Below are 22,179 nucleotides of genomic sequence, written 5' to 3' on the forward strand. Positions count from 1 at the left end.
CATGGCTCGTGATTATGTCGGGCGAAAGCCTGCCGGAAATAAACGTCATAGTAAAAAACCAACGCCACCGAAACGAGGTTTTCCGGTAGCCGCTATTGTGGTCTTAGTGGTCGCTATTGCCGCCTTTGTAACGGTGTTGTGGAAGATTAATCATAGCGCTAAACAGCCCGCACCATTACCTAAAGCAGTGGTGCCTAAAACGGCTAAACCAGTGACGCTCAAGCCTTTGCCAAAGCAGCCCAAAGCGCCTGATTATATTACCGAGCTCGAAAATAAACAGGTAACGGTTAAAGTACCTGAGCAGAAAAAATCAACGCATCAGTATCAACTGCAATGCGCATCCTTTCGTAATCGTGAGGATGCAGAACGTTTCAAGGCGAAAGTTGCATTTACAGGCCTGTCCAGTCAGGTGAAGCGCAGTGAAGGCAAAAGTGGTGTGTGGTTTCGCGTTATGTTAGGCCCATACCCCAATCGCCGCGCGGGAGATAGTGACCGCCATTTATTACAACGCAATGGCATCAATGGCTGTCAGATGTGGTATTGGAACAATAATTAACGCTTAAGCACCTCCTGCTTCTCAGAGGCAGGAGGATAATCCCTACTTTTCCCTTGAAAAATTCCGATTCCTCCCCCATATCTTCTTCATTATTTGCTGATCGCAGATGATCACATAAAGCAACAGAGAGGTTTATTGTGACTACAATTGTATCCGTACGTCGCGGCAACAAAGTTGTCATGGGCGGTGATGGCCAAGTTTCCTTGGGTAATACCGTTATGAAAGGCAACGCACGCAAAGTTCGCAGGCTCTATAATGGCCAAGTATTAGCTGGCTTTGCAGGCGGCACAGCTGATGCGTTTACCTTATTTGAACGTTTTGAAGCAAAATTAGAGATGTACCAAGGGCAATTGATGCGAGCAGCCGTTGAGTTAGCAAAAGATTGGCGAACTGATCGAGCGCTGCGCCGCCTCGAAGCCTTATTGGCCGTTGCAGATAAAACCGCTTCGCTTATTATTACTGGTAATGGTGACGTACTCCAACCCGAGCATGACATCATTGCGATGGGCTCAGGGGGGCCATACGCTCAATCAGCTGCCTTGGCGCTGCTGGAAAACACCGATCTATCGGCACATGAAATCGTTGAAAAAAGCTTAACAATTGCTGGGGGTATCTGTGTCTTTACCAATACCAACCAAACGATTGAAGAACTCGATACCGAATAACTACTGATTTACAGGACTCTGTTATGTCTGAAATGACTCCCCGCGAAATCGTATCCGAGCTCGACCGCCATATTGTCGGCCAAGCTGAAGCCAAGCGAGCCGTCGCAATTGCACTGCGAAACCGTTGGCGCCGCATGCAACTTGATCCTGAGTTGCGCCAAGAAGTTACACCCAAAAACATTCTCATGATTGGGCCAACAGGTGTAGGGAAAACCGAAATCGCGCGCCGCTTAGCCAAATTAGCCCGAGCACCATTTATCAAAATTGAAGCCACTAAATTTACCGAAGTGGGTTATGTTGGTAAAGAAGTCGACACTATCATTCGCGATCTCACCGATGTCGCCATGAAAATGACGCGTGAACATGAGATGGAAAAAATGCGTTATCGCGCCGAAGAACACGCCGAAGAACGGATTTTAGATGTACTGCTGCCCCCAGCTAAAAATACCGGTTGGAGCGAGGGTCAGCACGAGGAAAAAGAAGGGAGTAGTCATACCCGTCAAGTGTTCCGTAAGAAATTACGCGAAGGTCAGCTCGATGACAAAGAAATCGAGGTTGATGTAGCTCAGCCTCAAGTCGGTGTCGAAATCATGGCACCTCCTGGCATGGAAGAGATGACCAACCAGCTACAGAGCATGTTCCAGAATTTGGGAAGTCAGCAAAACACTAAAAAACGCAAAATGAAGATTAAAGACGCGTTTAAAGTGCTGATCGAAGAGGAAGCAGCGAAGCTTCTTAACCCAGAAGAGCTCAAAGAAAAGGCATTAGCTGCAGTCGAAAACCAAGGGATCGTGTTCTTAGATGAGATTGATAAAATCTGTAAACGCGGTGAAAGCTCAGGGCCTGATGTAAGCCGTGAGGGAGTTCAGCGCGATCTGTTACCTTTAGTTGAAGGGTCAACGGTCAATACCAAACATGGTATGGTTAAAACCGACCATATTCTGTTTATTGCTTCAGGTGCGTTTCAGGTCTCAAAACCATCTGACCTGATCCCTGAGCTACAAGGTCGTTTACCCATTCGCGTCAACTTGCATGCCTTGACCGCCGGTGATTTTGTACGCATTCTCACTGAACCAAATGCCTCACTGACGATGCAATATCAAGCACTGCTAAACACTGAAAACGTCAATGTCGAGTTTACCGAAAGTGGGATTGAGCGCATCGCTAACGCCGCTTGGCAAGTGAATGAACGTACCGAAAATATCGGCGCACGCCGCTTGCATACAGTGATGGAAAAATTAATTGAAGATGTTAGCTTTTGCGCCGCGGACCATGCGGGTGAAACCATCATCATCGATGCTGCGTATGTCAATCAACACTTAGATCAATTGGTTGAAGACGAAGATCTCACCCGCTTCATCTTATAAATCAACGGTAATGAGCCAGCTTTGTCGCTGGTTCATTACTCTTTTTCCTCACTAAGCTATTTCACCGTCATAAAACCCAACTCTATTAACTCACTTTAACAACTGGTTTTTCTTACAATTTTTCAAAAAAATGAGCACACAGTGGGCAATCTCATCAATTCGTCATATTTTTTCAATTGAAAACGGCAACTTAGGGTTTATACTTGGGCCATAAGTCATCAGCAGCAGGATCTCAGTTATGGAATACAACACATCAGAATTATGTGATATCTACGCAGACACAGTGGATGTAGTTGAACCCATATTTGCCAGCTACGGTGGTCGCACTTCATTTGGCGGTTCTATTGTGACTATCAAATGTTTTGAAGCCAACGGTCTCATTAATCAAGTCATTCAAGAAAATGGCGAAGGAAAAGTACTGCTCGTTGATGGGGGCGGTTCAATGCGTCGCGCACTCGTTGATGAAGCAATCGCAAGTACTGCGATTGAAAATGGCTGGGAAGGCATTGTGCTTTACGGTTGTATTCGCGATGTGGACGCACTCGAAGATCTTGATATCGGGATCCAGTCAATTGGCTCAATTCCTGTCGGGGCTGATTTTGAAGATGAGTATGGTGAGATCAACGTTCCAGTGAATTTTGCTGGCGTGACGTTCTTACCTGAGGATCATCTTTATGCCGATACCACCGGCATCATCCTCTCTCCTGACCCATTAGATATTGAATAATAATAGACCTAAACCACGCAGCAGCAAGTAGCAGATACTGTTGCGTGGTTCGTCGTCAATTATGACTCGGCATTCACATTGCTCATACGCCCAAGTAATGACTTGAGCCGTTCTTGCCATGCGTCTTGCTCTTGGTGAAGGCGACTATTTTCGTCGCTTAACTGACTGTTTTGCTCTTTGAGTTCGTCTATTTCCATGCGTAATAGCTCAATATTTTCTACAGCACTCTGGATCTTGCCTTCCAGTTCTTCGAGTAATTCAAACGACATAGATGCTCCTATCAAGTAAAATGGCCAATGCAAAATATACAATTAACTGCCTGCCTGCAGCATACCCTTGTCAAGGCTAGTCAACAAGGAGAACCAGATGAGTGACTCACCATCTGTCGAAAAAGACAACAACATTCCTCTCCCCGGCCTTTATCGCCATTTTAAGGGAAATAATTACGAAGTTTTAGATGTGGTTCGCCATAGTGAAACAGAGGAGTGGATGGTGCTCTATCGCCCCTGCTATGGCGAGCGAGCACTTTGGGTACGACCGTTAAGCTTATTTAATCAACCTGCCGAAAAAAACGGGGCAAGCTGTATGCGCTTTACCTTGATTAAGCTGGCAAATTCCAGCATAAATCAGCGCGGTGCATACGCTGATAATCACCCACATTGCTAAATAGACTGACTCATAGTGGTTGCCGGGCAATCACATTCAGGACGACCAACAATTTTAGCAGGGACCCCAGCCACGGTAGTATGTGCCGGAACCGCTTGTAAGACCACGCTGCCTGCACCAACTTTTGCGCCACAACCCACTTCGATATTCCCCAAAATTTTAGCGCCAGCACCAATTAACACACCATGACGAATTTTTGGATGACGATCACCGCCTTCTTTGCCGGTACCACCCAACGTAACCGATTGTAAAATAGATACTTCATCTTCAATAATCGCCGTTTCACCTACCACAATGCCCGTTGCATGGTCAAACATAATACCCCGCCCAATCACTGCTGCAGGATGAACATCGACCCCAAATACCACTGAAATTTGATTTTGCAAATAGCTAGCTAGTGACTGGCGATTATTCGTCCATAACCAATGAGCCACTCGATACCCTTGCAGCGCATGAAATCCTTTTAAATATAATAGCGGAATAGCATATAAGCTGACCGCCGGATCTCGCTCAACCACAGCCACGATATCCGCTGTCGCCGCTTCGAGTATATCGGTGTCGCTACGAAAAGCCTCTTCGATAATCTCGCGCAATACAATCGATTGTACCGTTGTACTATCAAGTTTGCTCGCGAGCTGAAAGCTTAATGCTGAACGTAAGCTTTTGTGATTTAAAATTGTCGCGTGGAAAAAGCTGCCTAACATCGGCTCATCAACGGTTAATTGACGTGCTTCTTTTAAGATATGTTCCCAAACTTGCTGACGAGTTAATGTCATGATGCTTTCGTTGCACTCCTTATAGACTCAAATCACTATCTGGCTAATAATAATACTCTGAGCGCACATCGTCGCCCACAACAGACAAGGGATCTAAGTGAACCAATATATCAGCTTGTGGCCAGCGTGCCATTAGTCGTTTTTCAACTTCCACGCCTATCTGATGTGCATGAATTAGCGTCAAGTCATCTTCAAGTTCCAAATGAAGTTGGATGAACTTGATGTGTCCCGCCTGGCGGGTGCGTAAATCATGAGTACCCGCCACGCCTTCGACCCCCTGAGAAATCGCCAGAATGTCAATTTTGGTCGCTTCATCCAATTCACGATCTAATAGGTGATTAAATGCATCAATGCCAATTTGCCAAGCACTGTGCAACACATAGACAGCGATAGCGATAGTAAACACGCCATCGGCCCAGCGCCAACCGAATTCATCTAAGACCAATGCAGCAACTACCGCTAAATTCATCAAAATATCAATGCTATAATGCAGTGAGTCCGCTTTAATCACACTATTGTGTGTCTGACGCACGACATAAAGCTGATAGAGGACTAAAAGTAAGGTCGCAACGGTGGAGATCAACATCACAACAATACCGATACCCGATTGCGTCAATGGCTTGGGCGCCCAAATCGAGGCGACCCCAGTATAAAACAAAATGATAGCCGTCCCACAGATAAATGCGGCCTGAATAAGCCCCGCGACAGGCTCCACTTTACCATGACCAAAACGATGTTCATTATCCGGTGGTCGCAGCGCATAGCGCACCGCAAACAAATTAATCAGCGACATGCCGATATCCATTAATGAGTCCACTTGCGAGGCTAAAATACTCACAGCTCCCGTCATCAAATACGCGACACTCTTAATCATCAGCAATAAAATAGCTGTACATGTTGCAAGTAGACTCGCTGATCGAACCAGCTTAGAGTAATTTTGATTGGCCACGGCGTTCCTTAATCTATAATCGACAGTGCGCTTTATTGTAACCGATTTATTAATTTTTGGGCCCAGATTTACCGCATAGATACCATCGACTTACGCATATGCTGTCAAAACCCGTTATATTACGTAAAAGAGGGTAAAACCAGCAAATTAGCTGCGACAATTTCGCTACACTGCCTTGATAATAGAGCGCAAAGTGATAAAACAACACTGAGCGATTGATACAGATTCAGACTACAACCGCATCATGGGAGCGATAAGCTCACCAAATAAGGAATAACATTATGAAACTGCTGATGATCGACGATGATCAGGAGCTCTGTGAATTACTCTGTGACTTACTCACACTAGAGGGATTTGAATTTGAAGCATGCAACGACAGTTCACTCGCGTTTGAGAAACTAAAAGATAAAAATGTCGACTTACTTCTGCTAGATGTGATGATGCCCGGCAAAAATGGATTTGACATATTACGTGAGCTACGTTTATCACGGTCACAGCTCCCCGTATTAATGCTAACCGCCAAAGGGGATGAGTTTGATCGCGTGCTTGGCCTAGAATTGGGCGCCGATGATTATCTTCCTAAACCCTTTAGCGATCGCGAACTATTAGCACGGATTAAAGCAATTTTACGCCGCACACGTAAAGCCAATCAAGGTGATGAAAGTAATGATGATAAAATTTGTCATGATGACTTAGTACTCTCTCCCCGCCGTCAAGAAGTCCTTCACTATGATCAACCGCTCGATTTGACCAGTACTGAGTTTGCACTACTCGAACAGTTTCTGCGTCATCCTGGAATAATCCTTGATAAAGCCAAGCTTAACGAACAGGTACTGGGGAAGAAGCTGATGCCCTTTGATCGTAGCCTCGATATGCATGTTTCCAATTTGCGTAAAAAAATTCCTGATCGCAATGATCAACACCCCCGTATCAAGACGATCCGGGGTAAAGGGTATCTATGGTTGCAATGGTAAATCGGCTATGGCAGTGGGCCAACAGCCTCTTTGTTAAAATCTTATTGTCATTTTGGGTGATCTTACTATTAACCTTGATCACCGCCCTATTGATCATTCAACTTGGTCTTAATAGTGACCATCGCCTGCCAGGGTGGGCGAAACAAGAACTTGAACATAGTGATTTTATGTTCAGATTAAAAGAATTTGCGCCTGAATTCCTTCCCCCACCGATGGTGAGCGAATTCGGCCACCCATTACCACCTTTACAAGCTGAGTTTATTCTCGTCAATAAATCGGGGCAGATCGTCAATGCAGTGCCTCTCAATGGTGATCGCCGTGAAATTTTGCGTTTTGTATTAAGTAGCGATGATCCGCATACCCCTAAACTGAAGGTTCTCAGACACCAACAAGTTATTTTTGGCCCAAGGCTTATCCAGCGGGGCACCCAAACCTATCTGTTGTATATACACCGACCCATCAGTCAGCCTCGCTTTGATCAGCTCAGTCGCTTTGCGATGCGCCCAGTGATCTTACTGGGCGCTTTAATTATTTTTAGTTTAATTGCGTGTATGGCTCTCGCTTGGCATATTGCGACTCCTCTTAAGAAGCTGCGCAATGCGGCCAATCAAATTGCCGTGGGGGATTTAAGTGCAACGCTGCCCAATATTCATCGTCGTGATGAAGTCGGGCAATTAGCAGATAGTTTGTCGCAAATGTCGCACACTCTTGCCAATGCCATCACTAACCAACAGCGTTTACTCAGTGATATCTCTCATGAACTCAGATCGCCACTCACTCGGCTGAATATGGCTGTTGCTCTCAGTTATAAGCGTTACGGTTCAACTAACGAACTGTGCCGTATTGAACGTGAATCGGGACGACTCGAGGAGATGATCCATGCACTACTTGGTTTATCGCGGATGCAACTAGATGAAAGTAAAATTGAAAAACAAGATTTAGCGCAGCTGCTTAGTGATCTCGATAACGATTGTCAATTTGAGGCCAGTCAAGTAGGTAAAACTTTTCAACTTACCCATCATGGTCCAAAAACGCTTTACTGTTTCCCTGAGTCATTACTGAGCGCCATCGAAAACCTATGTCGCAATGCCATCAAATATGCCGTGCAGCAGATTGAGCTGACCATCATAGAACAAGGCAATAACATTATTATTACTGTCACCGATGATGGCCCAGGGATCCCCGACAATGAGTTGGTCCAAGTCTTTCGGCCTTTTTATCGTGCTAGTGCAGCTCGTGATCGTGACTCTGGTGGCGTCGGTCTCGGGCTTGCCATCGCCGACTGGGCGGTGCGCCAACATGGCGGTAATATCGCCGCGCATAATCGCTCCCATCACAATGGCCTATGTGTCACTATCCGTCTACCTCGGCGCACAGGCCTAGCCCCTTAACGGCGCACTAGCGCCTAACTTAAACGCCTTAGTTGATGGGCAAGACGTGTTTGTTCGCCCATCGAGCCCGCCAGTTGATCGCATTGAGCCACTGTTTGTTCGGTCAGTTCACTACAATGTTGACTCAACTGATGGATTTTCCGGATATTTTGTTCTATTTCATGGCTAACTTGTGCCTGCTCTTGCGCTGCAACCGCAATTTGCTGATTACGCTCATTGATAGTTTGCACTTGCTGTTGGGTCTGCTGCGACTGCTGATAGGCTTGCTGTGATTGACTCTGACAAAATGCAGCCATCTTTTCGCTTTGTTCCATCGCGATAACCGCCTGCTGCGATTGCTCTAAAATAGACTGCGTGACTTGTTGAATTTGCACGGTCGAGCGCTGGGTGGTATGGGCTAAACTACGCACCTCATCGGCGACCACAGCAAACCCGCGACCATGTTCCCCAGCACGAGCTGCCTCAATCGCCGCGTTCAGCGACAATAGATTAATTTGGTCGGTAATTTGCGTAATCGATTGTGACACGTCTTGGATCTGCTGACCTTGTTGATGTAAAGCATGCAGACTCCCTTTACTTTGATTCAGTTTTACAATCAGATCGCTTGTGGCTTGTGTCCCTGACATGGCACCTTGCGACAATTGCTCAACCATTTGCAATGCAAGCTGTGCAGCATCAGCGGTCACCTGCATATTTTCGGCCGTATCATCCGTGGCCTGACGCATTTGACTAACCGCCGTACTGACCGATTGCGTCTCATTCACTTGGTTTGAGAGCTGGCTTAAGCTCAATTGGCTATTATCGTGTGAATCAGCCGCAAACTGGCGGATCCGCTCACTTGAATCAAGGATCCGGCCAATGACCGCGTTGAGCTCAGCTTGCCCCATTTTGAACGCTTGAGCAATACATGCGACATCATCAGTATATTGCTGATAAATCTTGGTCACCAACGGATGATTAACAGAACTTCGAACCTGCTGGCTTAATTGAGCCAACCGCCGCGTCAACGCATAACAAGCCACAGATGCCAATAGGGTGAAGCTTGCAATCCCCGCCGCGCCGCCAAAGCGATATTCGACCAGAAGCGAAACCATCGCTGACAATAGCTGCGCACCGATAAGGCGAGTTGCCAGTGACATCTGCCGCAATTTGCTGTGTTGAAAAGAGCCATTCTTGCGTAATTGCTGATAATCATGCTGAGCACGCTTAACATGCTCTCGTGAAGGCTTCAGTCGCACTGACTGGTATTCAATAACTTGACCATTTTCCGTGACAGGCGATACAAACGCATCAACCCAATAAAAATCACCATTTTTACAGCGATTTTTAACCACTCCATGCCAAGCACGCCCCGCTTTGATGGTTTGCCATAGATCGGCAAATGCCAACTCTGGCATATCAGGATGACGCACAATATTATGTGCTTGGCCAACTAACTCTGCTTGGGTATACCCCGACACTTGACAAAAGTCAGGACTTGCATAGGTAATAATGCCTTTAAGATCTGTCGTTGAAAGTAAATTGTAATGCTGTGGAAAAAGTACTTCATGCTCCGTCACCGGTAAATTTTGGCGCATAACACATCCCTGTCAAACAAATCGACCACATAGGTCATTAAGCGGAAAATAACTAAACGAAGTAACAAATGATTTGTCGATGCTTTCGATAGCGATCTCGAAAGCATCTATAATAGAGGGGAAAAGTGTCATAGATTTGACTTAGGACAAAGAATTGACGTTATCGTCCATACGCCATACTATTGTCCCCCAATAAACCCCTGTTGACGCCATGCCTCATAACTGATGACGGCCACTGAATTCGATAAGTTCAAACACCGACTAGTCGGCAACATTGGAATACGTATCCGCTGTTCAGGTTCAATTGAGGCCATCACATCGGGAGCTAATCCATGGGTTTCAGCACCAAAAAGTAGCACATCTTCAGGCTGATAGTGGATCTCAGTATAAGGGCGAGAGCCTTTGGTAGTACACGCTAAAATTCGCCGCTCTCCCATCGCATTAGCAAAGCTCCAATAGTCAGGATAGGTGGTCAGATTAATCAGATCATGATAATCCAGACCCGCTCGACGCAACTTCTTCTCATCGAGATCAAATCCCAGTGGTTCAATGAGATGTAACTGACAGCCATTATTCGCCGCAAGACGAATAATATTACCGCAATTTGGAGCAATCTGCGGCTCAAACAACGCAATATGAAACACAACAACCTCTTTTGAATACCATACAATCGCCTCATTATATACAACTGCGTGGCTTTCGTATCTGTCTAGCGTGATAACTAATTGAGGGGGTTGTCCGAGCGAGCCGTGGCCATAGGCTTATCAAACCAACGAGAAGCACGCCAGCCATAATGGATCATCAACGTGACGCCGCGCGCCAACATAAAACAGCTTAGCGCAAGCCATAAACCATGATTGCCCAGCCATTGGGTGAACCACCAGACGGGGAAAAAGATCACAAAAGCAGAAACCAACATACCATTGCGCATCACATGCCCTTGCGTCAGAGCAATGTAAACGCCATCAAAAATGTAACTCCACACGGCCAATAATGGCATAGCAATCAACCAGGGTAAATACAGGTCAGCACTTTGGCGAATGCTATCAATACTCGTTAAGCTCGCGACAATTTGTTGACCAAATAGTGCATAGATAATAGAAAAGCCCACACTAGTTAACACACCCAACGTCAGGGTATACACAACGCAATGATTAAATGCGTGGCGATCTCGTCGCCCTGCAGCGCTCCCCGCGATGGCTTCGACAGAATAGGCAAAACCATCGAGCGCATAAGAGGCAAACATCATAAAGTTCATCAAGACCGCATTTGTCGCCACCACGACAGTGCCAAGCTTGGCCCCTTCAAACGTGACAAAACTAAAGCACAGCTGCAGCGATAACGTGCGTAAAAATATATCCCGATTCAGTCGCAGCAACGCCATCATTTGGCTCAAATGAACGATACCGCGAAGATACTGAGGTAACAGCGTTTGACCGCGCTCATGCCACAATTTAGCGAGGATCCAAAGACCCAACAACGCACTCACATAGTCGGCAACCAACGATGCACTCGCCGCCCCAGCCACACCATAGTGCAACCCCATCACCAACCACAGATCCAAAACGATATTAATGACGTTAGTGACGATCAGTAGCAACATCGGCGCTCGGGCTCGTTTCATGCCAAGCAAACAACCCAAAGTGGCAAAATTTAATAATGCAGCAGGCGCGCCCCAAATACGGATCTGATAGTAAATATGCGCATAATAGGCCACTTTCGGATCAGCGCCGGCTAATTGGGCAGCAACATGCCAAATCGGTTGCTGTAAAATAATCAGCACCAGCGCCGCCAATAAACCTAAAAAGACCGAATGGCGCCACGTCTGCACACCATGCAGATAATCTTCTCGTCCTATCGCCTGCGCAACCATCCCAGTGGTCGACATTCGCAAAAAGCCAGCCATCCAAAAGATAAAGGAAATCACCGTTGAACCAATGGCGACACCGCCTAAATAATAGCTATAGGGGAGATGACCAATCACTGCCGTATCCACCAGGCCCAATAGTGGAACTGTTATATTTGACAGTATCATGGGGATGGCGATAGCTAGGATCGCCTTAATTTGCAGCCGATCAACTAGCATGCACTAAATCCTTGATTGAATGTTACCTTAAGACGCATCCTTGCGAGCGCCACTTAATGCCAATATCAATGCTAATCATTTATAACCAATCAGAATTGCGGATGATCCCAACTGCAAGCCCTTCGATGCTAAGTTCTTCACATGAAAGGTCCACTTCAATAGAGGTATAATCACTATTTTCCGGATGAAGTAACACTTTATGATGATGTTTTTCAAAACGTTTCACCGTGACATCATCGCCAACTCGTGCCACAACCACTTGGCCGTTATGTACATCTTGCGTTTTATGAACAGCCAGTAGATCACCGTCCATAATACCGATATCTCTCATACTTTCGCCGCGAACACGGAGCAAAAAATCGGCGTGAGGATGGAATAAGGCAGGGTCTACCGCGTAATGAGATTCAATATGTTGCTGCGCTAAAATTGGCTCGCCAGCGGCAACTTGGCCCACCAGTGGCAGCCCTAAGTTATCATTCGCTGATTCACTTATCTGAGAATTCAACTCTTTTGGTATCTCTTGAGCGGGTTGGGCGGGTTCATGTTCTACCAAACGTATCCCCCGAGAGGCACCTGGGATCATCTCAATCATTCCTTTACGAGCTAAGGCTTTGAGATGTTCTTCGGCAGCATTCGCCGAGCGAAACCCCAATTCACGGGCAATTTCAACCCGAGTAGGGGGCATACCAGTGGCAAGCAGCTGAGTTTTGATTATATCGAGAACCTGACTTTGTCGCTTTGTAAGTGCTTTCATAGCAAACCTGTTTTTTTATACAGTCACTGTCAGTATATACAGTGGTTTAGCAAGTGCAACTATTTCCCAATCATAGAGAATAAAACATTGACTATCAGTGAGTAAAAATAACACTCGTTTCATCCATGGGATAAAAAACGCCCTTTATTTAACCGCCGTAATGCGCATTTTTTCCATCAGAGGGAATGGGTCGCGGTGCAACATGAACGATTTAGATAAATAATGAACAAAAGCTGATATTTTTCCAAATTGGCTATAAAATAGACGTATATTTACTTTGAGTATTTTCGGTTATGATCATCAAGGGACAAGTAAGAGAAGTCGGTCAGAATAATTTGACAATCTGTCCAAAAGCGCAGCATCAATGGGTGCGCTGCGCTTACATTGAGTTTTCCGATGGGCACCTGATCGAAGGACCATTATTGATGAAAACCGAAGTCTATGCAGCTTTACTCACCGGTCAACCGATGATTGTAACGCTGGGACATTGGCATGCCCGTCGCTCCGTCACTCGTGTCCAGTTAGCCAATGGGACAATTGTTGGCAAACCACCACTTGAGATCAAGCAGTGGTTCAGTCTCACATTGTTTAGTGTGTTGGCGCTGTATTCGGTACTGCGCTGGCTGCTGCTGAATCAAGGGAGTTAGTCGATCCACTTCTCATTATGGCAGCTTTGCTCCATCCCCCGCCAAGAGCTGCAATCAATTTTACACTCGTGACTAACTGCGTTTTTTGCAATGTTAATAGATTTTGCTGCTGATTCAAACTAGTCACTTGCGTAGTCGCCGCATCTAAATAGGCAATCATCCCGGCACGATATTGGTTGAAGGTGACGCGAGCTGACTCTTTGGCAAAAGCGGTCGCTTGTTGCTGTGCCTGCATTTCGCTACTTAATATATGCGTTTCAGATAGATAATCTTCCACCTCTTTGAGCGCATCCAAAACCGTTTGTCGATAATTGGCGACTTTAGCCTGATAGTTTGCTTTAGCCTGATTAACCTGCGCTTTAGTACGACCAAAATCAAATAGCGTTTCACTTACAGATGGACCAATTGACCACATTCTGGCTGGCCATGTTAATAAGTCTTTCCAACTACCACTGGAAAAACCACCACTGGCGGATAACGACAGTTCTGGATAATAGCCCGCAATCGCCACGCCAATGGCGGCATTGGCCGATGCCATATTCCGCTCGGCATTCGCGATATCTGGACGACGCTGCAATAGTGAAGCAGGGATACTCGCTGGGATTGAAGGTAAATGGTAGTCCAAAGGTTTCACCGCAAGCGAGAATGTCGCTGGCGGCTGGCCCATTAACACCGCGATCGCATGTTCTAACTGAGCACGCTGCCAGGTGAGTGCCAGCATAGATGCACGCGCACTATAAAGCTGCGTTTTAGCTTGAGCCACTGAAGCCTGAGAACCCTTCCCTGCTTTATATTGGTTGTTTACAATTTTAAGATAACGCTGATAAATTTCAATATTATCACGATAGAGCTTGATCTGAGCATCCAATACCCGTGTTTGAAAATAGTCTTGAGCCAACTCAGACTGCGCACTCAATGTAGCGGAGGCAAGCTCAGCGGCACTGGCTTGCGCACTCGCTTGGCGTTCTTGGCGTGTTCGGCGCAGTTTTCCCCACAAATCAACCTCCCAGCTCAGCGAAGCGTTCAATGAGTGGCTTGAACTCACGTTACTGCTAGAACGCGCTCGGCTTTGGCTGGCACTCGCAGAAAGTTCAGGTGCTAAATTGGCGCCCGCTTCAACAGCTAATGATCGCGCTTGCTGATATTGAGCAGCATACTGAGCAACATTTTGGTTATTAACGGCAACTTTACTCATTAATTGCGACAATTCTGGATCATGATACACCTGCCACCACGGTCCTTTCGCTTGGGCTGCTTGCGGCGTGGCCACCAACCAACCTTTGGCAGCCTTATATTGCAAAGAAAGATCCACTTTGGGCGGCTTATAATCAGGCCCGACCATACTGCACCCAGCCAGCGAGCTCACCATCAGGAACGTGATAGCGCCATGTTTCCACTGTTTTTTCATTTGCAAAGATCTATCCTTACTCATCAGTTGCAGGCTTTTTAGACATCATTCGACGCCACAGACCACGCGTCAACCGGCTCAATTTATCCATATACAGATACACCACAGGCGTGGTAAACAAGGTCAATAATTGACTAACCACTAACCCACCGCAAATAGCAATCCCAAGTGGCCGACGCAGGTCGGCATCTCCGCCATAGTCAAGAGCCAACGGCAAGGCACCAAAAAAGGCCGCTAACGACGTCATTAAAATCGGTCGAAAACGTTTGCTACAAGCCAAATAAATAGCCTCTTCAGGCGTCTTATTTTGCGTGCGCTGGACGTTTAGCGCAAAATCGATCATCATAATGGCATTCTTTTTCACGACCCCAATCAGCAATAAAATCCCAATCAATGCCACCACCGTCAAGGGCGTATTGGTCCATTCCATCAACAATAGCGCGCCAACTCCCGCCGACGGCAGCGTCGATAAAATAGTCAACGGATGAATATAGCTCTCATAAAGCATTCCCAGCACGATATAGACAGTGGCTAAGGCGGCTAAAATCAGCCACGGTATATTGCTCACAAATTGATTGGATAACATCGCATTACCGGCATAGTTTACGACTACAGAGCTGGGTAATTGCAGCTTGGCGATCGCTTGTTTTATCGTTTGCTGTGCTTGCTGCAGCACCACCCCATCGGCAGTGTTAAAAGCAATCGTAACGGTTGCCGCATGTCCCTGATGATTAACCTCTAAGGGGGCATTCGAACCTTTAATCGTGACAAAATCACTCAGTGGAATCACTTTCCCTGAGTTATTGACTATCTGTAAGTATTTTAAGACATCACTATTGTCCGTATAGTCTCGCGTTAAGCCCATTACCACAGAATATTGATTGAGTGGCTGATAAATATTAGCAATTTGACGCTGACTAAAGGCGTTATTTAGCAGCGCATCTATATCCTCAACCGACACACCTAAACGTTTAGCAGCACTGCGGTCAATGACTAATTTAACTTGCTGGCCCCCATCTTGCTGGTTGCTATTCACGCCAGACAACTGAGGGAGTTGGGCCAACGCCTTGCGGACTTTTGGCGCCCATATTCTTAACTGCGTTAAACTATCAGATTGCAAACTGAGCTGATAACTCCCATCTGATTGACGACCGCCAAAACGTAGATCACTAGCCGCCATCAAAAACAGATTTCCCCCGGCCATTTTTTTTGCTTTAACGTAGAGTCGGTTGGCCACTTGCGCCGCTGAGGCTTGACGTTGATCGAGCGCTTTGAGGCGAATATAAAATCGCCCTGAATTACTGCCCCCATGTCCAGAACTACTCACCGAACTTAAGACACTAGCCACAGCCGGATCACTTCGAATCAGCGCGGTATATTGACGCAGTCGCGGCACCATCTGGGCAAAAGAAGTATTCTGATCAGCCGATAAACCACCCCAAATGATCCCTGTATCTTGTGCGGGGAAGAATCCCTTTTGGACGATAGTAAATAGGTAGCCATTAAAGAAAATAGTCAGTAACAACGATAATATCGTCAGTCGACGATGGCGTAACACAAAGCGCAGCGATCGCTGATAGCCACTTTGTAAGTGATTAAATCCGCGCTCTATCCACTGATAAAAGCGCGGTGCAGACTTGGGTGATTGACGCCGTAACATCCGCGAACAAAGCATCGGGGTCAATGTCAACGAAATCAACATCGAAATTAACAGCGACACGGTCAAAGTGACCGCAAACTCGCGAAACAATCGTCCGATAATCCCGCCCATTAACAGCAGTGGAATAAATACAGCCACCAAAGAGAGTGTCATCGACAAGACCGTAAAACCGACCTCTTTGGAACCGCTTAACGAGGCACGAACTGGCCCATACCCCTCTTCTAAATAGCGCGATATATTTTCCAATACCACAATCGCGTCATCCACCACAAAGCCCGTAGCAACAATCAAAGCCATCAACGAGAGATTATCCAGACTATAACCCAGTAGATACATCACCGCGAAGGTTCCCACCAATGACAAGGGCAAGGCAACCGCCGGAATAAATAACGCGCGACCATTACGTAAAAATACAAAAACCACAGCAATCACCAGCGATACAGCGATCATTAAGGTGCGCTCGGTCTCGTGCAATGAGGCGCGAATTGTCGGCGAGCGATCAAGTGCGGTGTGTAACTGAATATCGCTTGGTAGCAGTTGTCTAAAAACCGGCAGTTTGGCTTTAATCGCATCAATTGTGGAGAGCATATTAGCCCCCGCTGAGAGCGAAATACCGATGTTAATGGCTGGCTGATTATTGTAATAGGCGACATTAAATCGGTTTTGCACCGAATCATAGATATGCGCAACATCGCTTAAATGAATCGCAGCCCCATCTTTATAGGTGATAATCAGCGAACGATAATCGTTGGCATTTGTGAGTTGCCCATTACTATCGATTATCCACGCATAATTTTGGCTTTGAATAACCCCTTGGGGCGTTATATTAGTGGCAGAAATAATCGCCTTACGCACAGTCTCTAACGAAATGCCATAATGAGTCAGTGCCTGAGGGTGCAAATCGATACGCACCGCGGGCAACGACGCACCAAACAAGGAAACTTCGCCAACGCCTTTGACCTGTGCAATACGCTGCTCTAACTGACTAGAAGCCAGATCATACATAGCTCCAGGACTGGCACTTTTAGAGGTCAATGACAGCATTAACACCGGCGCAGCAGCAGGATTAGCCTTAAAATAGGTTGGGAGTGTGCGCATACTGCTGGGCAACATGCTGCGAGAAGCATTAATGGCAGCCTGAACGTCGCGCGCAGCACCGTTAATATCACGGTTGATATCAAACTGTAACACCACCTGAGTTGAGCCTTTTGAGCTTCTCGAGGTCATCTCATTGACACCGGCAATCTGACCAAATGCCCGCTCAAGCGGCGTGGCGACCGTGGCGGCCATAGTTTCAGGACTCGCTCCCGCTAAACTGGCCCGCACAATAATCACTGGGAATGATACATTCGGCAGCGGTGCGACAGGAAGCAGTTGAAAGCCAATTCCCCCTAAGAGCATCAATGACAAGCTGAGTAGCCAAGTGGTTACCGGCCGCATAATAAACGGACGCGAGATATTCATCCACGCCCCCGGCGATGGGCCAGACGATCGAACATTAAATAAATAACCGGCGTTGAGAACAAGGTGAGCAGTTGGCTAAAGATCAACCCGCCCACAATCACCAATCCTAGTGGCACTCGCAATTCAGCCCCTGAACCATGCGCAAACATCAGCGGCAATGCACCGAGTAACGCGGCCATAGTCGTCATTAAAATGGGTCGAAATCGCAGCAAGCAAGCTTGATGAATCGCATCACGGGCACTCAGACGCTGTTTGATTTCAGCTTCCAAAGCAAAATCGATCATCATGATGGCATTTTTTTTCACAATACCAATGAGCAGAATCACCCCAATTAACGCAATCAAGCTAAATTCAGTATGGGTACATAAAAGAGCCAAAAAGGCACCCACTGCCGCCGTTGGGAGTGTCGATAAAATCGTAACAGGATGAATAAAGCTTTCATACAAGATGCCAAGTACCACATACATCGTCAGTAACGCTGCCAAAATCAACCACAACGTATTGCCCGTCGCATGGTCAAAGGCCAATGCCGAGCCCTGATAAGCTAAACTCACCCGCTCCGGCAAGTGTAATTGCTGTTGAATATGAGCAATACTCTGCTGCGCGCGCTCAAGCGACACACCATCAGCTAAGTTAAATGAGATAGTCACTGCAGGAATTTGGTTAAGCCGCGCCTGCATCAGTGATCCATTTTGTAGTTTTACTGAAGCGATATCGGTTAGACGAACCATCACTGTTTGGCTACTTGATGAGCTAGCAGATGTACTTGTCGATGAACTCGTAGTCCCCGCCAGATAGATGTCATTCAGATCTACAGGGCCTTGCTGATGATTAGCACCTACCGACAACACCACCCGATACTGATTAGACTGAGTAAAAATCGTTGAAATTAGCCGTTGGCCAAATGCATTATACAGCGCCGTATCCACATCATCGGCACTAATCCCATAACGAGAGGCGACATCCCGATGGATGGTTACATAAGCGACGCGGCCTTGCATCTGTAAGTTACTGACTACCTGCTTAAATTGCCCACTTTGACGCATTGCGCTGATAAACTTCGGCGTCCATTTTATCAGCGAACTTTTATCCGTATCCGCTAAGGTGAATTGATATTGGCTGGGTGTCACCTGGTCATCAACGGTAAGATCTTGCAGTGCTTGCAGATATAAATGAATCCCCGCAATGCCGCCCACCTCTTGTTGCATTCGCTTAATAATTGCGGGTGCGCGTTCTTGACGTTGTGAAAATGGTTTTAAATCGATTAAAAGCCGGCCCCGATTAAGACTGATATTTTGTCCATCCACCCCTACTGTGGCACTGATGCTAGCTACTGCTGGATCGCTGAGTAACTTATTGACCACCTGTTGTTGTAAATGCGCCATTTTTTGATAAGAGACCCCATCACTGGCAACCGTGATCCCTCGAATGGTACCCGTATCCTGCGCTGGGAAAAAACCCTTGGGGACCAGCGCATATAAACCAACAGTCAATGCCAAAATCAAGGTAAAAAAAGCTAACGTGAGACGCTGATGATCAAGGACTATATTCAATAGCCGCTCGTAGCCAGCTAACACAGCATCAAAAATCTGGCCCCCTTTTTGATAAAATCGACTCTGCTGCTCTTCTGGAATATGGCGCAATAAATAAGCACACAACATGGGCGTTAAGGTTAACGAGATGAACATCGACACGATGATTGAAACAGCCAACGTAATGGCAAATTCACGGAATAATCGACCAACCACATCCCCCATAAACAAGAGCGGAATAAGTACTGCGACTAGCGAAAAGGTCAGTGAAATAATAGTAAAGCCGATCTGTTTAGAACCTTTTAACGCTGCACTGCGCGGCGAGTCACCTTGCTCAAGATAACGAGTGATATTTTCCACTACAACAATTGCATCATCGATCACAAATCCGGTAGCAATCGTCAGTGCCATCAAGCTTAAATTATTTAAGCTAAACCCCGACAAATACATCACCCCAAACGTACCAATGAGCGAGAGTGGCACGACCACACTGGGGATCAAAGTCGCCGCTATATTGCGTAAGAATAAAAAGGTCACCATCACCACCAAGGCAATGGATAGCATCAACTCAAACTGTACATCTGCAATCGACGAGCGAATCGTCTGGGTACGATCTGATAAAATAGTTAATTGAATGCTCTGCGGTAATAGCGTCTTAAGTTGTGGTAATAACTGCTTAATCCGCGATACCACATTGATTACATTCGCCCCAGGTTGACGGCGAATTTGAAGAATAATAGCCGGCTTGCCATTGGCCGTCGCGGATTGATATTCATCTTCACTGCCCTCGGTCACCGTTGCGACATCTTTGAGTCGAAGCGGTGCGCCATTGTCATATTTGACAATCAAATTGCCATATTCTTGGGGGCTACGCAGTTGATCATTGGCATCAATACTGACCGAATGATATTTACCATCAAACCCCCCTTTCGAACCATTGACATTACCCGCTTTGACCACGCTGTAGAGATCAGCCAAAGTTAACTGATGCGCCGCAAGGATATTTGGGTCTGCGTCAATGCGTACCGCCAATTGGTGCCCGCCGGCCAGCGAGACCATACCCACTCCTGAGATCTGCGAAATTTTTAACGCAATCCGTGAATTCACCAAATCCTGTACTTTATTTAAAGGCAATGTCGTAGACGTGACCGCAATCGTCATAATGGCACTATCGGCTGGATTAACCTTTTTGTAGGTAGGTGGATTCGGTAAATCTGAAGGTAACAATGAATTAGCCGAATTCAACGCAGCCTGAACTTCTTGTTCAGCCACATCCAATGATAGCGATAAATTAAATTTAAGGGTGATCAGCGAGGCCCCACCGGAGCTGGTTGAGTACATTTGACTGAGCCCTGACATCTCGCCAAGTTGTCTTTCCAAAGTCGCCGTCACTGCAGTTTCCATCACCTGCGGACTAGCTCCTGGGTAAAGCGTCGTCACCTGAATAGTGGGATAATCGACCTGTGGCAAAGCGGATACTGGCAGCATTTTATAGGCTAACAGGCCACTCAGTAACACCCCGACCATCAATAATATAGTGGCAACAGGACGCTGAATGAACAGTCTTGATGGATTCATTGAGCAGCCTTATCAGCAGCAATGATCGACACCACACTACCGTTGGAGAGGTTATCGACCCCCGTTGTGACCACTTGTTCCCCGGTTTTGACGCCAGAGGTAATAACTATTCGATCCACCCCATCAATAGGACCGGTCGTCACAACTTGTCGGTGAACTTTATTATTTTTATCAATCACAAAAACAAAATCACCATCATCACTGAGTTGAACAGCGGCTTTAGGGACAACAACCACATTGTGTAACTGTTTAATACGCAGTCGAACGTTCACAAACTGATTGGGATAAAGTTGCTGCTGGCTATTCTCAAAGAGAGCTTTGAGCTTAACCGTTCCGGTCGTACTATCTATTTTATTGCTCATGAATTTGAGCTTGCCTTGAGCCAACTCTTTGCTGCCAGTCTGATTAAATACGCTCACCGCGAAACTCTGACCATGCCGTAAGCCATGCAATACATCGGGGATATTCGTCTGTGGAATATTAAATGTTACGGCAATAGGCTGGGTTTGAGTAATGGTGACCAGTTCAGTGTCATTACTGTTGACAAGGTTCCCGGGATCAACACTACGCAGCCCTGTGTAACCACTGATAGGCGCACGGATCTGCGTATAATCGATATTCAATCGCGCAGAATCAATCTGCGCTTTATCCGACTGTACCATCCCCTGATATTGCCCCACCTTAGCGGTTTGTTCTTGTAAGTCTTGCTGGGAGAGTGAATCTTCGCGGTAAAGCCCTTGATAACGAGTTAAAGTCAATTGGGCATCTTTAAGCAACGCTTGGTTTTGCGCCAGCTCGCCTTGATATTGAGCTAAGGTTGCTTGAAAGCCGCGATCATCAAGGCTGGCCAATAGCTGTCCTTTTTTAACATACTGGCCTTCGGTAAAATAAAGTTTCTCTAACGCGCCAGTCGCGCGACTGGTCACCGTCACCGATGCATTCGCCACAACAGTTCCCAGCGCATGCAGATAGACAGAGACATCACTGCTGCTGGTAACACCTGCGTAAACAGGCACCGTCATATTGCCGAAGGAATGGCGCTTTCGCATCGATGAGCGATTCCCAGCCAAATTAGATGAAGCATTCGCGGTTTTGGCACTTGAGCTATGCGTCGAATAATACCAGTACCCTGTAGCGGCGATACTGATGGTAATTACAAGGGTAATCAGTGCTGAGAAAAGGATTTTTCCAGAACAGTTGTTAGGATATCGTTGCATTGTCGTCCTTTAACGCGTTGACAAAATGGTTTTATGGTCCGTTTTTATATATAAACGCCCCAACAACCAAGAAAAAGCATTCACATCACAATGATGGTGACAGTGGCACCACGATTATTCAAATCAAAATACACAGCCAAGCTTTCTTTTACGCTGCTTTACATTATTTCGCTTAACTCGTCTAT

General features: G+C 46.5%; 19 protein-coding genes. 8 read left to right on the forward strand and 11 right to left on the reverse strand.

What is annotated here, in order from left to right; genetic code table 11:
• Position 1 precedes the first annotated feature (1 nt).
• From ABUE30_RS13790 to rraA, 4 genes are all read left to right on the forward strand, one after another.
• Positions 2-556: an SPOR domain-containing protein gene (locus ABUE30_RS13790; RefSeq protein WP_408624404.1), complete on the forward strand. Its 555-nt coding sequence runs from the start codon at positions 2-4 to the stop codon at positions 554-556.
• A gap of 137 nt (positions 557-693) precedes the next feature.
• The gene (hslV, locus tag ABUE30_RS13795) at positions 694-1,221 is read left to right on the forward strand and encodes an ATP-dependent protease subunit HslV (protein WP_408624405.1); all 528 of its coding nucleotides are present in this window, start codon (positions 694-696) and stop codon (positions 1,219-1,221) included.
• Positions 1,222-1,244: 23 nt separating this feature from the next.
• The gene (hslU, locus tag ABUE30_RS13800; protein ID WP_408624406.1) at positions 1,245-2,588 is read left to right on the forward strand and encodes an HslU--HslV peptidase ATPase subunit; all 1,344 of its coding nucleotides are present in this window, start codon (positions 1,245-1,247) and stop codon (positions 2,586-2,588) included.
• Between the two features lie 238 nt (positions 2,589-2,826).
• Positions 2,827-3,315 (forward strand): ribonuclease E activity regulator RraA, encoded by a 489-nt coding sequence (gene rraA / locus ABUE30_RS13805; RefSeq protein ID WP_408624407.1) that lies wholly within the window; start codon positions 2,827-2,829, stop codon positions 3,313-3,315.
• Between the two features lie 59 nt (positions 3,316-3,374).
• On the opposite strand, the gene ABUE30_RS13810 is transcribed toward rraA, so the two are convergent.
• Entirely contained in the window at positions 3,375-3,584 is a 210-nt protein-coding gene (locus ABUE30_RS13810; protein WP_408624408.1) for a cell division protein ZapB, read from the reverse strand.
• Positions 3,585-3,681: 97 nt separating this feature from the next.
• On the opposite strand from ABUE30_RS13810, the gene ABUE30_RS13815 reads away from it, so the two are divergent.
• Positions 3,682-3,981 (forward strand): DUF1653 domain-containing protein, encoded by a 300-nt coding sequence (locus ABUE30_RS13815; RefSeq protein ID WP_408624409.1) that lies wholly within the window; start codon positions 3,682-3,684, stop codon positions 3,979-3,981.
• Here ABUE30_RS13815 and cysE read toward each other — a convergent pair.
• Positions 3,978-4,757: a serine O-acetyltransferase gene (gene cysE, locus ABUE30_RS13820; RefSeq protein ID WP_408624410.1), complete on the reverse strand. Its 780-nt coding sequence runs from the start codon at positions 4,755-4,757 to the stop codon at positions 3,978-3,980. The two genes, ABUE30_RS13815 and cysE, sit on opposite strands and share 4 nt — an antisense overlap.
• 43 nt (positions 4,758-4,800) lie before the next feature.
• The gene (locus ABUE30_RS13825; RefSeq protein WP_408624411.1) at positions 4,801-5,706 is read right to left on the reverse strand and encodes a cation diffusion facilitator family transporter; all 906 of its coding nucleotides are present in this window, start codon (positions 5,704-5,706) and stop codon (positions 4,801-4,803) included.
• Positions 5,707-5,984: 278 nt separating this feature from the next.
• On the opposite strand from ABUE30_RS13825, the gene ABUE30_RS13830 reads away from it, so the two are divergent.
• Positions 5,985-6,680, forward strand: a complete 696-nt coding sequence (locus ABUE30_RS13830; protein ID WP_408624591.1) for a response regulator — start codon at positions 5,985-5,987, stop codon at positions 6,678-6,680.
• On the forward strand, positions 6,665-8,071 hold the full coding sequence (locus tag ABUE30_RS13835; RefSeq protein ID WP_408624412.1) for an ATP-binding protein: 1,407 nt from the start codon (positions 6,665-6,667) through the stop codon (positions 8,069-8,071). The genes ABUE30_RS13830 and ABUE30_RS13835 overlap by 16 nt, the downstream gene beginning before the upstream one ends.
• 14 nt (positions 8,072-8,085) lie before the next feature.
• Here ABUE30_RS13835 and ABUE30_RS13840 read toward each other — a convergent pair whose 3' ends face one another.
• The 4 genes from ABUE30_RS13840 to lexA all read right to left on the reverse strand — a co-directional run bounded on the left by ABUE30_RS13840 (position 8,086) and on the right by lexA (position 12,488).
• Positions 8,086-9,648 carry a methyl-accepting chemotaxis protein gene (locus ABUE30_RS13840; RefSeq protein WP_408624413.1) on the reverse strand — a complete coding sequence of 521 codons (1,563 nt, stop codon included), beginning with the start codon at positions 9,646-9,648 and terminating at the stop codon, positions 8,086-8,088.
• Positions 9,649-9,827: 179 nt separating this feature from the next.
• On the reverse strand, positions 9,828-10,292 hold the full coding sequence (locus tag ABUE30_RS13845) for a tRNA (cytidine(34)-2'-O)-methyltransferase (RefSeq protein ID WP_408624414.1): 465 nt from the start codon (positions 10,290-10,292) through the stop codon (positions 9,828-9,830).
• Positions 10,293-10,369: 77 nt separating this feature from the next.
• Positions 10,370-11,734: an MATE family efflux transporter DinF gene (gene dinF, locus ABUE30_RS13850; protein WP_408624415.1), complete on the reverse strand. Its 1,365-nt coding sequence runs from the start codon at positions 11,732-11,734 to the stop codon at positions 10,370-10,372.
• A 79-nt stretch (positions 11,735-11,813) separates the two neighbouring features.
• A complete protein-coding gene (gene lexA, locus ABUE30_RS13855) occupies positions 11,814-12,488 on the reverse strand; it encodes a transcriptional repressor LexA (RefSeq protein ID WP_408624416.1) in 675 nt (224 codons plus the stop codon).
• A 293-nt stretch (positions 12,489-12,781) separates the two neighbouring features.
• Here lexA and ABUE30_RS13860 point away from each other — a divergent pair, with 293 nt between their 5' ends.
• Complete coding sequence (locus ABUE30_RS13860) at positions 12,782-13,135, forward strand: hypothetical protein (protein WP_408624417.1); 354 nt, start codon at positions 12,782-12,784, stop codon at positions 13,133-13,135.
• Here ABUE30_RS13860 and ABUE30_RS13865 read toward each other — a convergent pair.
• The 4 genes from ABUE30_RS13865 to ABUE30_RS13880 are packed head-to-tail and all read right to left on the reverse strand — an operon-like array spanning position 13,077 to position 21,994.
• The gene (locus tag ABUE30_RS13865) at positions 13,077-14,543 is read right to left on the reverse strand and encodes an efflux transporter outer membrane subunit (RefSeq protein ID WP_408624418.1); all 1,467 of its coding nucleotides are present in this window, start codon (positions 14,541-14,543) and stop codon (positions 13,077-13,079) included. The two genes, ABUE30_RS13860 and ABUE30_RS13865, sit on opposite strands and share 59 nt — an antisense overlap.
• 16 nt (positions 14,544-14,559) lie before the next feature.
• On the reverse strand, positions 14,560-17,667 hold the full coding sequence (locus ABUE30_RS13870; RefSeq protein WP_408624419.1) for an efflux RND transporter permease subunit: 3,108 nt from the start codon (positions 17,665-17,667) through the stop codon (positions 14,560-14,562).
• On the reverse strand, positions 17,664-20,777 hold the full coding sequence (locus ABUE30_RS13875; RefSeq protein WP_408624420.1) for an efflux RND transporter permease subunit: 3,114 nt from the start codon (positions 20,775-20,777) through the stop codon (positions 17,664-17,666). The genes ABUE30_RS13870 and ABUE30_RS13875 overlap by 4 nt, the downstream gene beginning before the upstream one ends.
• The gene (locus ABUE30_RS13880) at positions 20,774-21,994 is read right to left on the reverse strand and encodes an MdtA/MuxA family multidrug efflux RND transporter periplasmic adaptor subunit (protein WP_408624421.1); all 1,221 of its coding nucleotides are present in this window, start codon (positions 21,992-21,994) and stop codon (positions 20,774-20,776) included. Before ABUE30_RS13880 ends, ABUE30_RS13875 begins: the two co-directional genes overlap by 4 nt.
• Between the last annotated feature and the right edge of the window lie 185 nt (positions 21,995-22,179).

Source organism: Celerinatantimonas yamalensis, from assembly GCF_046054155.1.
GTDB lineage: Bacteria > Pseudomonadota > Gammaproteobacteria > Enterobacterales > Celerinatantimonadaceae > Celerinatantimonas > Celerinatantimonas yamalensis.

What these genes read in the sequence shown, in the direction of transcription:
- ABUE30_RS13880 (WP_408624421.1), bottom strand. Translation starts at nt 21,994, where the DNA reads ATGCAACGATATCCTAACAACTGTTCTGGAAAAATCCTTTTCTCAGCA.
- rraA (WP_408624407.1), top strand. Translation starts at nt 2,827, where the DNA reads ATGGAATACAACACATCAGAATTATGTGATATCTACGCAGACACAGTG.
- dinF (WP_408624415.1), bottom strand. Translation starts at nt 11,734, where the DNA reads ATGCTAGTTGATCGGCTGCAAATTAAGGCGATCCTAGCTATCGCCATC.
- ABUE30_RS13790 (WP_408624404.1), top strand. Translation starts at nt 2, where the DNA reads ATGGCTCGTGATTATGTCGGGCGAAAGCCTGCCGGAAATAAACGTCAT.
- ABUE30_RS13875 (WP_408624420.1), bottom strand. Translation starts at nt 20,777, where the DNA reads ATGAATCCATCAAGACTGTTCATTCAGCGTCCTGTTGCCACTATATTA.
- ABUE30_RS13835 (WP_408624412.1), top strand. Translation starts at nt 6,665, where the DNA reads ATGGTTGCAATGGTAAATCGGCTATGGCAGTGGGCCAACAGCCTCTTT.
- ABUE30_RS13815 (WP_408624409.1), top strand. Translation starts at nt 3,682, where the DNA reads ATGAGTGACTCACCATCTGTCGAAAAAGACAACAACATTCCTCTCCCC.
- ABUE30_RS13860 (WP_408624417.1), top strand. Translation starts at nt 12,782, where the DNA reads ATGATCATCAAGGGACAAGTAAGAGAAGTCGGTCAGAATAATTTGACA.
- ABUE30_RS13840 (WP_408624413.1), bottom strand. Translation starts at nt 9,648, where the DNA reads ATGCGCCAAAATTTACCGGTGACGGAGCATGAAGTACTTTTTCCACAG.
- ABUE30_RS13865 (WP_408624418.1), bottom strand. Translation starts at nt 14,543, where the DNA reads ATGAAAAAACAGTGGAAACATGGCGCTATCACGTTCCTGATGGTGAGC.
- ABUE30_RS13810 (WP_408624408.1), bottom strand. Translation starts at nt 3,584, where the DNA reads ATGTCGTTTGAATTACTCGAAGAACTGGAAGGCAAGATCCAGAGTGCT.
- hslU (WP_408624406.1), top strand. Translation starts at nt 1,245, where the DNA reads ATGTCTGAAATGACTCCCCGCGAAATCGTATCCGAGCTCGACCGCCAT.
- ABUE30_RS13870 (WP_408624419.1), bottom strand. Translation starts at nt 17,667, where the DNA reads ATGAATATCTCGCGTCCGTTTATTATGCGGCCGGTAACCACTTGGCTA.
- cysE (WP_408624410.1), bottom strand. Translation starts at nt 4,757, where the DNA reads ATGACATTAACTCGTCAGCAAGTTTGGGAACATATCTTAAAAGAAGCA.
- lexA (WP_408624416.1), bottom strand. Translation starts at nt 12,488, where the DNA reads ATGAAAGCACTTACAAAGCGACAAAGTCAGGTTCTCGATATAATCAAA.